Below are 12,977 nucleotides of genomic sequence, written 5' to 3'. Positions count from 1 at the left end.
GCGTCCTAGGAAAGCCAGACCACTGCCGTATGAGGGGGGATTTCGATAAGAGACCCGCCGATCGGTACAATCTCGTCACTAGCCGCTGCCATCTCCAGCTTCTTATCGGACCAATAGGAGAGGTCCAGCCTAAGCGGCTCGCTCCCGAACTGGAGCACGATGACGGCTTCATCGCTACCGGAGCGTTTGGTATATGCGATTGCGTCACCTGTCAATCGTTCGAGTTTAACGTATTCACCGGCCGCGATGGCCGGATATCGGCTTCGGAGCGAGAGCAGCTTTTTATAAAAAGAATAAATGGAATCTGGCTGCTCCCGCTGCGCTTCCGTATGAATCCGTTCGTGCCCGGGACCCATCCCGATCCAGGGTGCCGCTTCCGAGAAACCGCCGTAACGGCTTCCATTCCACTGCATGGGGGAACGGGAATAATCGCGGCTCTTGGCCCGGGCGATGCTTAATGCTTCTTCTTCCGTTTTTCCATTCTTATGGGCGATCTCATAATGGCTGATGCCTTGAATATCCCGCATATCCTGGATTCGGTGCGCGATATGGTTTCTCATCCCGATCTCATCGCCATAATAGAGGAAGGGGATACCCTTCGCGGTTAACATAAGGGCTCCCATCAGCTTGGCTCTCTGTTCTTCCAGCTCCGTATTACCTTCGCCGAATCTCGAAATGTGGCGCTGCATATCATGGCTGCTGAAGAACAAGGTTGGAAGCTGGTCAGATGTATGTTGGTCTTCCATCAATTGGAGCTCTCGATATAAATCCGCTGGCCGGAATCGTTCCTGGCTGCCCAGATTGAAATTAAACACCACATCGAGCAGACCGCTGCCGCTGTATCGGCGCAGGATGTCCATATCCTCAGAGCCGACTTCACCTACCATAAAAATGCCTTCCCGTTCATGCACATAGCCGCAAATGTCGCCGATCGCCTCCAGGATCCCATCCTGGTTCTGATCGTATCGATGGACCTGTCTGCCTTTCTCATCTACCGGATTATCCAGGAATTCGCCCGAGACTTTAAGAAAATTGATGACATCAAGCCGGAAGCCGTCGATTCCCTTCTCCAGCCAAAATCCCATAACATCCTTCATCGCCCGGCGGACTTCCGGGTTGGCCCAGTTCAGATCAGCCTGTTCCTTCGCAAAGGCATGGTAGTAATACTGCCCCGTGCCTTCATCCCATTCCCAGGCGCTTCCGCCGAAAAAGGATTCCCAGTTATTCAGTGCGCCTTGTTCATCAGGAGACTTCCAAATATACCAGTCGCGTTTCGGAGAGAGGCGAGAGGATCTGGATTCCTGAAACCAGGCATGGGCAGATGAAGTATGATTCAGCACAAGATCCACAATGACCCGGATGCCCCGCTGATGAGCCTCATGAATGAAATAATCGAAGTCTGCCATCGTCCCATATTGCGGATCGACCGCGTAATAGTCTGAAATATCGTAGCCGTTATCGATCTTGGGAGACAGATAGAAGGGAGTCAGCCATATCCCGCCGATTCCTAGCTCCTCCAGGTAATCCAGCTTGGATGTGATTCCGGGGAAATCTCCGATGCCATCCCCATTGCCATCACAGAAGCTGGGCATATAAATTTCATAAAAGACGGTTTCCTGCCACCACTTTTTTGGATATCGATCCATACGTTCTCCACTCCCGGATGAAAGGTGTTTTCTGTTTTCACCCTTTATTTAAGAAGAAGCCCGAATAGCAGGTTGTAATGTAAAGTACAGACCTCTTAAACGAGCTTCCTGCAGCCATCGGACGTTATTTCGAAAATATCCTGTTTTTATTTGAGACTGAACTGCATGCCTTCCTTGAACTTTTTGCCGAAGATTGCAAACATGATAATAATCGGCACGGTGAGCAGGACGGATGCAGCATACAGCGGACCAGGATAACTGCCATACGGTCCGAACATCTGGGACAAGAGAACGTTGAGTGTCAGCATGTTGTCGCTGCGAACAACGATCATATCCCATAGAAGCTCTGTCCAGCGCTCCATTAGCAAGAACAGGAAGATAACCGCGGTTATGGACTTGGACATGGGCAGCATGATTTTGTACAAAATTTTAAAATCCGATGCGCCATCCAGCTTCGCTGCTTCAATAAAGGCATCCGGAACAGCTTTAAAGAAGTTGGTGTACATGAAAATCGCCCATAAACTGACGGCCTTAGGAATGATCATGGCCCAGTACGTATCGTAAAGTCCTACCTTCTGGATGATGAGGAAGTTTGGAATCAGCAGAATGATCGCCGGGAAGAACATATGGAATAACACGAAGTTATTCACGGTATCGCGTCCGCGGAATTTCAATTTGGACAGCGCATAGGCTACCATGATTCCGAACAACATCATAAGGAAGGTGGAGGCAACTGAAACGATGACGCTGTTGAAGAATGCATTCATCCAGGGACGGGCAATGCCGACCTCGCCGCCGGTCAGGAGCCATTCATAGGATTTTAAAGAAAATTTGCTTGGAACGAGCTGCCTGTCCACTTGTGCCCAATCCGCAAACGAGTTGAGCACCATGTACAAGTAGGGGTACACCATGACGAGAAGCAGAAGGGTGGCCAGTACATAGCGGCTCGCGAGACGACGTTTACTATTTTTCTTAGACCCAACCATTTCGTTTCCCCCAGCTTTCCAGCAGTTTACGAATCACGAAGATCGAGATGAACGTGACAATCGATGCCATAATGGCAATCGCGGATGCATATCCTGCTTGCAGATTCGTAAAGGCTTGATTAAAGATTTCCATCTGCCATGTATTGGTTGCGAAGTTCGGTCCGCCACCCGTCAGCTGGTAAACTTCTGTAAAGATGCCGAAGGTTACGCCGAACGAAAGAATGAGTGTTGTATACAGGGCAGGGTACAAGAGCGGCAGTGTGATTTTCCAGAAGCGCTGTCTGTCGCTTACCCCATCAATGGCAGCTGCTTCATAAACTTCTTTGTCAATGCTTTCAAGACCCGACGTCAGGATCAACGCATAATAACCTGTGAACTTCCAGGCCAGAATCAAACCGACGATAAACAGTGCAGAGAAAGGTGAGCCGAGCCAGTCGATATTAATCCCGAAGGTGCCTCTTAAGAACTCGTTGACCGGGCTGTTGTAAGATAGAAAGCCTTGTACGATCAGGGATGCAACAACTCCTGAGGATAGATACGGCAGGAAGAACCCGATCAGGTATACGCTTTTGAATTTAGGCAATCCCTGAATAACAACGGCTACGGCCAGCGACATGGCGGTTACCAGTGGAACAAACAGCATCATGAATTTGTAAGTCACCCAGAAGGCGGATTGCACACCGGGCGCTGCCATGGCTTTTCGGAAATTGTCCAGTCCCACAAAATCAAATTCGGGGGCGATAAGATCCCAATTCGTAAAAGAAAGGTACAAGGACCAAAGCAGTGGTCCCAGAAAAAATACCAGTCCGAAAATAATGTAGGGACTGGCGAAAAGCCAGCCCAACTTATTATTTTGCTTATTAATCATGATTAAAGTTCACCTTCAATCGCTTTCTTCATGTTATTCCAACCGGTTTGCGGATCGATTTCGCCGCGAATGACCTTATTGAAGGCCTCTTGTCCAATTAAAGTTTGCAGTTCATTGAATTTTGGATTATCCATGGCAGGAACGCCTTTGGATACCGCTTCCGCATACAGAGCCAGCTCCGGTTTTTCAGCGAGGATCTGCTTGAAGCCTTCCACTTCATTCAGATCATCACGTGCCGGCGGCAGGTTGGTTTGCTTAAACCATTTCACGTCATTTTCTTCATTGGCATAAACCCATTTCAAGAATTCGGCAGCAGCTTGCTGCGACGCTTCAGGAGCACCGGAGAAAATCACGAGGCCTTTTGCATCCGCATAGGTTTTGGCATTGGCCGGATCCATATGATCCGGAACCGGAGGCAGGGTCAGGGTGAAGTTCTCTCCATATTTAAGTTCAGGATACTTCGTTGCCCACATATCGAATGTCCAAGGACCGATATCAGTGAACACACCGGCGCCGGTTTCGAATGGATCGGTTGCATTCTGGGCCAATATGCCGCCAGCCTTGCGAAGATCATCGACAAAAGTCAGCATTTCAACGCCGGCTTTATCGTCAGCAACCAGGTTTTGGCCTTCAATGAATTTGTTGCCGTCTGAAGCTGCATTGTAGAGCAGGAAGAAGTCAAACCAGCGTTTCCAAGCTGTAGGGTCCGCAAGGTCAGCGCCTTTGGCCCACATATATTTATCCGGATATTTTGCTTTCAGCTTCGCTGTTGCTTCCAGAACCTCACTGTAGGTTTGAGGCGGCTCATTATATCCGATTTCTTTGAGGAAATCGGTACGCCAGCCAATGAGCATCGGGTTAGAGTAGATCGGCAGTACATATTGATGGCCGTCTGCAAATTCCCAAGGGGCAATCGTTTCCGCCATGTTACGGGACTCTACCATCTCTTTAAATTGCGGCAGTTCATCAAGAGCGACCAGCGCTTTACTGTTGGATAGCTGCGCAGCGAATCCACGATTGATATTCTCTGCTACCGTCGGTGCATTCCCGCCAGCAATGGCAGCCTGAATACTCGCTTCGGAACTTGGTGATTCTTTAATGGCGCTAACGTTAACCTTTACGTCCGGATTCACAGCTTCGTATTCTTTGGCCATATCTTGCCAAAATGCTTGCTGCGGCGGGTTAGGAGCGGCCCAGAACTCAACGGTAGTTACACCATCAGCGCTTTGCCCCCCGCTGCCGCCGCCATTACCACAAGCTGCGAGGACCGTTCCACCTACCAATGTAATTGCCAGAAGCAAAGAAACTCTTGATTTTTTCATGTTGACCCTTCCTCCCAAATGCAATGTGTCTTCCATTAACGGAAGTTTAAATCGCTATCTTTGTAACGTTACAAAATAAAATTACTCATTACTGAAAGCGTTATATCAACATTATTATTCATGAATCATGCTTTTGTCAACGCTTTATCATGTAGAATACAACAAACAATTAATTCCTGTGAGGTAAATTACACAAATATATCACTTTACACATTAAACTTGTAATGTTAAAATAATGTTTGTAATGTTAAGCCAAGAAGCTTTCAAATCTCTGATGGTTTTCGGTATAGTATGATGAGAATCCATTCACCCTATACAACTATTCTTACTATAAAGAGAAAGGAACGTTATCCTTGACTAAGCCAAAAATTACGATGCAGGATATCGCAGACCACTTGCAAATCTCCAAGAACTCGGTTTCGCAAGCACTATCAGGTAAAGGCGGTGTCAGCGAGGAGACGCGCAAGCTCATCATTCAAGCGGCGGATGAGTTAGGCTATGTCTATACGGGTAATCGCAAACGATTCCCGGACCAGGAGGACAAGGAAGAATCTACAGGCAGTATTGCTCTTGTAGCAACGGATTTTGCCTTCTCGATGCGGGGCTTTTTCGGGGAAATCTACCTTACGATAGAAAATGAAGTGCAGAAGAGAGGGAAGAAGCTGCTCATTCAATCCATTTCCCAGCAGATGATGAAGGATCAGACGCTCCCCCCTTTTATTGAGGGAAGAGAAGTGGACGGGATTCTGATCCTCTCGCATCTCAGTACCGAATATATGAACACGCTAATCGACACGGGGATTCCTACCGTGCTTATCGATCATCACCATCCCGAAGTGCAGGCCGATGCTATTCTTACGAACAACCGGTTCAGTGCCTATCATGTCGTTAAACATCTCTACGAGCTCGGACATAGAGACATTGGTTTTGTTGGAAATACGTCCTTCTCTCCAAGCTATTACGAACGCCTTGAAGGATTCAGACTTGCCCACTATGAACTTGGGATGGAACTCCAACCGAATTGGATTCTTAGCGATGCGCAGGAAGATCAGGAGTTTATGGAGAAGCGGCTGCAGGAGCTGGATGAACAGCCAACCGCATGGTTCTGTGTGAATGACGGTCTTGGTTTTATCGTGAATTCCACCATTCGTAATATGGGTTATCATATTCCGGCCGATATTTCGATTATCAGCTTTGATAATGGCCAGCTATCCAGATTGGCTACGCCGAAGACCACCACCATGGGGGTAGATCTCGGTCTGTTCGGTAAAACAGCGATCCGGCAGCTGTTCTGGCGAATGAAGCAGCCCGATGCGCCGCACATGGAGCTGCTGCTGCCGACAACACTCATTGAGCGCGATTCAACGGCAGCCCCGCGCGATTGACTATAATGAACGGATGATTCCCAAGATGGAGGCTGAGTTTAGCATGACCATTCAAACTCAAGAACGAGCGATACAGGCTTACGAACAATGGCTGAGCAGCCGGGTAATTGACGAAGGGTCCAAGGACGAGCTTCGCGAATTAACGCATAACGAGAATGAAATCGTAGATCGTTTCTATAAGGATCTGGAATTCGGAACCGGGGGACTCCGGGGAGTCATCGGCGCAGGCACTAATCGAATCAACATTTATACCGTGGGAAAAGCGACGCAAGGACTTGCTGCTGTGCTGCAAGAGGAGTATGAATCGCCTTCAGCAGTAATCGCTTACGACTCCCGGCATTTCTCACCGGAGTTTGCGCTTGAAGCCGCTTTGGTGTTTGCCGGGAATGGCGTTAAGGCTTATGTATTCGATTCACTTCGTCCGACACCTGAGCTGTCGTATGCGGTTCGGCATCTGAATGCGGAGGCGGGAATAGTCATTACGGCCAGCCACAATCCACCGGAATACAACGGATATAAAGTGTTCGGTGCGGATGGCGGGCAGATCACACCCGATACGGCCTCCAGGGTAATCGAAGCGATCGGACGCATCGGCTCTTTCGAGGAGATCGTTAAGCTGGATCGGGTAGAGGCCGAAGCCCAGGGCTTGCTCGTATGGCTCGGCCAAGAGATTGATGATGCGTATACCCTTGCTGTTGCAGGTGTGAGCCAAAATCCCGAAATCATTCGTGAAGCGAGCGGCGATTACCGGATTGTATTTACGCCCCTGCACGGAACTGGTAATGTTCCCGTACGTGCAGTGCTGCAGCATCTTGGATTTCAGCATGTGGATATCGTGCCCGAACAAGAGCAGCCGGATGCCGATTTCTCAACCGTACAATCGCCTAATCCGGAAGAGCATGCCGCGTTTGAGTTGGCCATCACCCAGGCTAAGGCGTGCGGCGCCGACCTCATCCTCGGTACCGATCCGGATGCCGACCGTATGGGCGCTGTGATTCAAGACGATCAAGAGGAGTATTTTATCCTCAGCGGTAATCAGTCGGGCGCTATCATGTTGCACTACTTGCTAGAATCCATGAAGCAAAAAGGAACGCTGCCGGAGAACGGTGCTATCATCAAAACGATTGTAACCAGTGAGATGGGAGCTGCCATAGCAGCAGCTTATGGAATGTCCGTATTTAATACGCTGACCGGGTTTAAATATATTGGTGAGAAAATGACGCAGTTTGAGAAAACCGGAGAATTTGAATGTATTTTTGGCTATGAGGAGAGTTACGGCTATCTTGCCGGTAATTATGCCCGTGACAAGGACGCTGTCGTTGCCGCAATGCTCATTGCGGAGGCTGGCGCTTATTATAAAGCGCAGGGCAAGTCCTTATATGAAGTGCTCCAGGAACTCTACGATACCTATGGCTATTTTGCCGAGAAGCTGGAGACCAGAACGCTTAAGGGCATTCAAGGCGTACAGCTGATTGGGGGCATCATGAGCGCTTGGCGCGAATCGGCACCAAATGAAGTAGGGGGTATCGAGCTTAGTCAAATCGAGGATTTCAGCCTGGGACTGTATGATCTGCCGCAAGAGAATGTGCTGAAGTTCCGTCTCGCAGATGGAAGCTGGTTCTGTCTTCGCCCATCCGGCACGGAACCGAAGATCAAGATGTATTTTGCAGCTCAGGGAAGCACCAATGAGGAGGCACAGGCGAGGATCGCTGCGCTTACTCAAGATGTCATGGCTCGAATTGATGCCTATATCGAGCCGTTTCAGAAATAGAGAAAGTAGAATAAAGGACTGAACCTGACCGTTCGATGAAGAACGGGGAAGGCTCAGTCTTTTTTGATCATGATGTTTTTCCAACATTACGAATTTGGGCGCCTTTGATGCACCGGGACCTCTTTTTGCCCCCGTTTCATAGGCGATTGGCATAGGGGACAGGACTTGTTCTCCCGGTCTCGTATGTTAGCAGAGGTAGGGGTGCTGACCCGCTGCCAGCCCTTACAGTTTGGGCTGGTGCACAGCCACACATCAACGATCTCTGTAGCAACGCTGGCAGTCTGACTGAGCGAGCTGGAAGCCGAGACCGAGCGCGAGCTCTGGTTTCTATGGCCAGCAGCACTCGCAAGGGCTGGTCTGGCAGAAGGGGACAGGGATGAGTGCTTGGCCGAGGCTTCTATGCTAATCGTCCGTTTAGCCGTAAAGGATGGGCGGGCCATCGATCCACCGACCTTGCCAGGTATGCTGTTGCCTTGCTTGCTCTGTTCATCTGTGAGGAACACATCCCGGAAGAAGCGGGAAACCTCCGCTTTCCGTCCCCGATAAAAGCCGGGTGAACTGATAATCAATTCATCCCGTGCTCTTGTGATGGCTACATAAGCCAATCTCCGCTCTTCTTCCAGCGCGTCAAGCGCCTTATCCTCTTTGCCCGATAGAGGGCGCTGATCGTCCCTGCGCTCAGCATCCAGAGCCGACGTATGCGGGAGGATGCCTTCGCTTGCCCCGATGAGACAGACCGAGGGAAACTCCAGCCCCTTGGATTTATGGATGGTCATTAACCGGACCGCATCTGCGTGCTCGTCCCGTTTCATAGCCGCCATTTCCTTATGAACGATGATCAGCCGGTCGACAAACTCGACGAATTCGCTGATTTCGCTGAAGCGCTTTGCCGAAGCCTCCAGTTCATCGAGTCCCTCCTGTATAAATTCCTTATGGAGGGTCATCTCCTGACGCTCGTCCGCCTCCAGAAATTTGTCGTAGAATTGCCGCCTCATTTCCTGCACGGCTTGAAGGGGCTCCATCGCCTTAAGTCCCTTGATGAGCTTGGAGCGCGTCCTTATATTCTCGATCTGAAAATCCTTAAGACCGGGAAACGTGAGCAGGTGGGAAAGAGGACCTTTCTTGGGACGCGGAGCATCCTGCTGCCGGATGAAGGCCATGCCCTTGTCCCGGTTGATGTAAAGCGTGTGGAGCATACCCTCCATCGCCGTGAAATTGCGGCGGTCCAGCGACAGCCGCAGATGGTCCATGAGCGGTTTGACAATCCACTGCTCATAGAACAGATCTCCGTTCTCGTAATGAATGAACGGAATCTCCCGCATCACGAGCTGCTCGAAGATCGCTCGGCTGTTATTCGCGGTCCGGTACAGAATCGCATGATCACGATATGGCTTCCCATGCTCCTGAACCTGCGCGGTGATATGGGTCAGGAGCAGCTCCGCTTCTTGGTCGGGATCGCCGGGACGAAGATACAGCGGCACGCCGCTGCTCTTGCGGGTGGACCGAAGCTGCTTGGGCCGGCGGCGTTCATTGACGCGAATCATTTCATTCCCGAGCCCGACAATCGAGGAGAGGGAGCGATAATTAATATCCAGCGTCACCACCTTGGCCCCGGGGAACGTCTGGTCGAATTCCAGAATGAATTCGTTGCGCGCGCCGTTGAAGCCGTATATGGTCTGGTCATCGTCACCGACCACCATCAGGTTGCGGTGGGGAGCGACGATTTTCTTCAGCAGCTCATAAGGCAGCAGTCCTGTATCCTGAAACTCGTCGACCATGACATAACGATACCGCCGCTGAAGGGAGGCAAGAAGTCCGGGGTCATTAGACAGCAGACGGTAGGATAAGACCAGAATATCGTCAAAATCCATCTGGCCATGATCTTCCTTCCATGCTTCATATCGGGCGAAGATTTGTCTTTGCTCCACTTCGGCAGGGGTTTTCACGGACAAGTCGTCAAGACCGGTCAAACTCATCCTGTAAGCGGACCACAGCGAGAGCAGGGTTTCCGCCTCGTAGCTGTCCTGTAATCCCATTTCCCGCAGGATTCGCTTCATAATGAATTGCTGATGCCTGGAGTTGCTGAGAATTTCTTGTTTGTAACCTCGCGTTCGCAGCAGGTACAGGAAAAAGGAGTGAAAAGTTCTTGCCGTTACCTTGGCGGTTTCATTAGCTCTCAGGCCGGGAAGCGCCATAATACGCTCCTTCATCTCGGCTGCTGCCTTGGATGAGAAGGTGACCAGCAGGATGGAAGCAGGATCGACCCTCTGGGCAGCGATGAGGTAGCCTGTCCGGCTTACCAGCACGGAAGTCTTGCCGGAGCCGGCTCCGGCAAGCGTGAGCAGCGGTCCTTGCGTATGTCGTACGGCCTGGATCTGGGCTCGGTTCAGCAGCAGCCCCTGCGATTCCAAGCCGCGAAAAAAAGCCGCATCCGGCGCGTCATCGCTGATCAGGTCCTGGCTGTTCTCGAAGGAAGCCAGCTTGGCAAACGGAATATCCTGACGCTCACCGCCGTACGGGCGTTTATAAAAGGGTATGGATGTCATGAAATTCACCAATCATTTCGTATTTCGGTTATAGTCTTAACCAGTTTACCGGATTCTCGCAAGTCTGGCAAAGCGCAGGATATGGATGAGACATGGGCTGGCAGCCATTGAAAGGGAGCTTGATACTGTGAATAGGACTAACTTTATAGATCGGAAAGTGTTATATTGATGGAGAAATTTTAACATGCGAAATCTAAAGGAGAGGCCACATGCTGGTTGTTATTGTATTATTACAGCTCATTATCATCGGCATTCTGCTGCACATAAACGGCAAGCTTAAACCGCGCGATTACATTGCGGAAGCGATGGAGAGGGATCGTAAATTACGGGAGGAGCGGGAGAAGCAGCAGCGAATGGAGGCTTTGTCGCATGAGAGCAGCGATAAGGATGAAGATCCTTTATGATCTGAATTATTTATATGAATAATAAAAAAATCCCGGATTCCTCTCAGAAGCGGGAGACCCGGGATGAGGTAACGATGATATATGATCTGTCATTTCATCCTAATTCCTGTAACAGGATAGTCATCATTCACGTGAATCGTTCCAATTCCACAGCTGTACTTCCCCGACCTGCAGGTCACGCACCCAGGAGACCTCCCGGAGGGTGAGCAGTTCCTTGACGGGGCCGGTTATGACAGCGCCATAGAGGTGAACGCCGTTTTGCTCCACATAAGCTAAGGAAGCGTCTACGTCCACGAACGGAGCAACCCGCTCGGCAATCAGTTTGTACTCCTGCAGAAGCCGCAGCGATTTCTTGAAATGCTCATTCCGAAGCTCCCCGTCCCCGTAGGTTTCTACTGAAGGGTAGTGTCCGCCACTGGACACGACTTTGCCGAACCAGCCTCTTTTTTCTTCCTTATAGGAGGTCACGGTCAAGTCGTCATGATGCCAGACAGGGTAAGCCGGGAAGCCGATGGGATTCGAGATTACTTCGTCTTCCCCACCGAATCGGGTATCCGGTCCGTTGTCAACCGCAAACCAGACGGACTCCATATTCCGGTTCTCAAATTGCTTCAGCAGCTCGTCGGTTGTGAAGAAACGGTTAAATGAAACATAGGCCTCGGCTACAGTACCCTCCGGCAGTTTTTCAAGCCGGGACCAGTCACCGCTCTTGGTGGAAGAGTCACCGCTCTTTGGTTCCTCAAGCTTTTCTCGTTCAGCTTCCTCTTCGCCTGCAGAAGAAGTCTCTGAGCTATCTTTTGGACGATAGAAAATCTGTGACGAACCCGAGCTGCCATCTCTCCAATCCATTTCGACCGACGGCAGTCCAAACAGGAAGTTGACGGTGTATTGACCCACTGCAACCCGTTCACTCCCTACTTGTTTGAGCATGTCCCCGGACATTTCCTGACTGAAGAAGGTTTTGCCCTGACTGCTTAGCGAAACATCTATGTTAGGTTTGGAGATCGAGATGGCGGAAGCAATGGCATCCCGGTATTTATCGGTTCGGTCCGGGTCGCCAGCACTATAAAATAGCGCCGTTACAATGGAACTAATGACCGTAACAATCAGAAGCAAGGATAATACCGTCAGCGTGTTGGAGACCCGTGCTCTCCATTTGCCTCGGCGGACGATCCGCTTTTCTTTTTTGGGGGAGAGGGCGCTTTGATCGTCGGGGCGCTTGGGCATAGCATTATTAGAGCCTGTATTATCCATCCATTCATCCAGGAAAGCCTGGTATTCTTCCAGCTTTTCCATTTCCCGCTCGACTTCGAATTTTTCCTCGTCACTCAAACGGCCGTCTGCGTAATCCTTCAGTCGCTGCTTGAATTCTTCGCTCATAACGTCTCTTCCTTTCGTTTCATGTCTCGCAGCCGCTGTCTGGCCCGAAATAGCAAAATCTTGATATGGGATAAGGTGATGCCCATAATATCCGCCGCCTCCTGGTAGGTGAATTGATGAAAATCCACCAAGATAATCGCCTGGCGCTGATTCTCCGGAATAGCCGTCAGCATCTGGCCGATTTCATGCCGGACTTCTTGCTGTAGGAGGGTGTTCTCCGGCGTATCACGGTCAACCACCTGTTCGAAAAAAACAGCTTCCTTCACGGTACTGCGGCTGGCTTTGCGTTGATAATCCACATAAGCATTATGGGCAACCCGAAATAGCCATGGCTTGATTCGTTCTTCCTTCCAATCCTCCAGATACAGATAAGCCCGGTAGAAGGTTTCCTGAACCAGGTCCTCTGCCGTATGGTGGTCATAAGAGAGGGAGTACAAGTAACGGTAAACGTCTTTCACATAATGTTGATAAATCGACTCCAGACTGTTCAGTTTCATGTCCTCCTCTCTATATGAAACACGTATAACCGGAGCAAAAAGTTACAAGGGATATAATAATGGAGGCAGGCCCAAGCTCGAAAAGCGCAAAGGCAAAGGCAAAAGTAAAAGCAAATAAGCAAAAGCAAAAGCCCGCCAAGTTGAGCGGGCTCTTTGTATCAAACTGTAGGTA

At 50.2% G+C, this 12,977-nt stretch carries 10 protein-coding genes; 3 read left to right on the top strand and 7 right to left on the bottom strand.

The features are described 5' to 3' along the window. Window positions 1-5 precede the first annotated feature (5 nt). From PGL02S_RS13030 to PGL02S_RS13015, 4 genes are all read right to left on the bottom strand, one after another. The gene (locus PGL02S_RS13030) at window positions 6-1,646 is read right to left on the bottom strand and encodes an alpha-glucosidase (RefSeq protein WP_036643865.1); all 1,641 of its coding nucleotides are present in this window, start codon (window positions 1,644-1,646) and stop codon (window positions 6-8) included. Between the two features lie 146 nt (window positions 1,647-1,792). Next, window positions 1,793-2,632, bottom strand: a complete 840-nt coding sequence (locus PGL02S_RS13025) for a carbohydrate ABC transporter permease (RefSeq protein WP_006207931.1) — start codon at window positions 2,630-2,632, stop codon at window positions 1,793-1,795. Then, complete coding sequence (locus PGL02S_RS13020) at window positions 2,619-3,497, bottom strand: carbohydrate ABC transporter permease (RefSeq protein ID WP_234972779.1); 879 nt, start codon at window positions 3,495-3,497, stop codon at window positions 2,619-2,621. Before PGL02S_RS13020 ends, PGL02S_RS13025 begins: the two co-directional genes overlap by 14 nt. A gap of 5 nt (window positions 3,498-3,502) precedes the next feature. Next, window positions 3,503-4,822: an ABC transporter substrate-binding protein gene (locus tag PGL02S_RS13015; protein WP_036643862.1), complete on the bottom strand. Its 1,320-nt coding sequence runs from the start codon at window positions 4,820-4,822 to the stop codon at window positions 3,503-3,505. Window positions 4,823-5,175: 353 nt separating this feature from the next. Here PGL02S_RS13015 and PGL02S_RS13010 point away from each other — a divergent pair, with 353 nt between their 5' ends. Both PGL02S_RS13010 and PGL02S_RS13005 read left to right on the top strand, forming a co-directional pair. After that, window positions 5,176-6,207, top strand: coding sequence for a LacI family DNA-binding transcriptional regulator (locus PGL02S_RS13010; RefSeq protein ID WP_228029888.1), 1,032 nt, complete (start codon window positions 5,176-5,178; stop codon window positions 6,205-6,207). A gap of 43 nt (window positions 6,208-6,250) precedes the next feature. Continuing rightward, window positions 6,251-7,978: a phospho-sugar mutase gene (locus PGL02S_RS13005; RefSeq protein WP_051449343.1), complete on the top strand. Its 1,728-nt coding sequence runs from the start codon at window positions 6,251-6,253 to the stop codon at window positions 7,976-7,978. Window positions 7,979-8,064: 86 nt separating this feature from the next. Here the strand turns inward: PGL02S_RS13005 and PGL02S_RS13000 are convergent, their stop codons facing one another. Further along, window positions 8,065-10,524: a UvrD-helicase domain-containing protein gene (locus tag PGL02S_RS13000; RefSeq protein ID WP_036643860.1), complete on the bottom strand. Its 2,460-nt coding sequence runs from the start codon at window positions 10,522-10,524 to the stop codon at window positions 8,065-8,067. A gap of 209 nt (window positions 10,525-10,733) precedes the next feature. Between PGL02S_RS13000 and PGL02S_RS12995 the strand changes: the two genes are divergently transcribed. Then, window positions 10,734-10,928: a hypothetical protein gene (locus PGL02S_RS12995; protein ID WP_036643857.1), complete on the top strand. Its 195-nt coding sequence runs from the start codon at window positions 10,734-10,736 to the stop codon at window positions 10,926-10,928. A gap of 123 nt (window positions 10,929-11,051) precedes the next feature. Here the strand turns inward: PGL02S_RS12995 and PGL02S_RS12990 are convergent, their stop codons facing one another. Next, entirely contained in the window at window positions 11,052-12,308 is a 1,257-nt protein-coding gene (locus PGL02S_RS12990) for an anti-sigma factor (protein ID WP_036643856.1), read from the bottom strand. Further along, the gene (locus PGL02S_RS12985) at window positions 12,305-12,805 is read right to left on the bottom strand and encodes a sigma-70 family RNA polymerase sigma factor (protein WP_006207937.1); all 501 of its coding nucleotides are present in this window, start codon (window positions 12,803-12,805) and stop codon (window positions 12,305-12,307) included. Before PGL02S_RS12985 ends, PGL02S_RS12990 begins: the two co-directional genes overlap by 4 nt. Window positions 12,806-12,977 lie beyond the last annotated feature (172 nt).

Source organism: Paenibacillus glucanolyticus NBRC 15330, from assembly GCF_004000885.1.
Lineage (GTDB): Bacteria > Bacillota > Bacilli > Paenibacillales > Paenibacillaceae > Paenibacillus_AQ > Paenibacillus_AQ glucanolyticus.
Note: the sequence above shows the minus strand (reverse complement) of the source record. Positions and strands in the feature narration are given on the sequence as shown.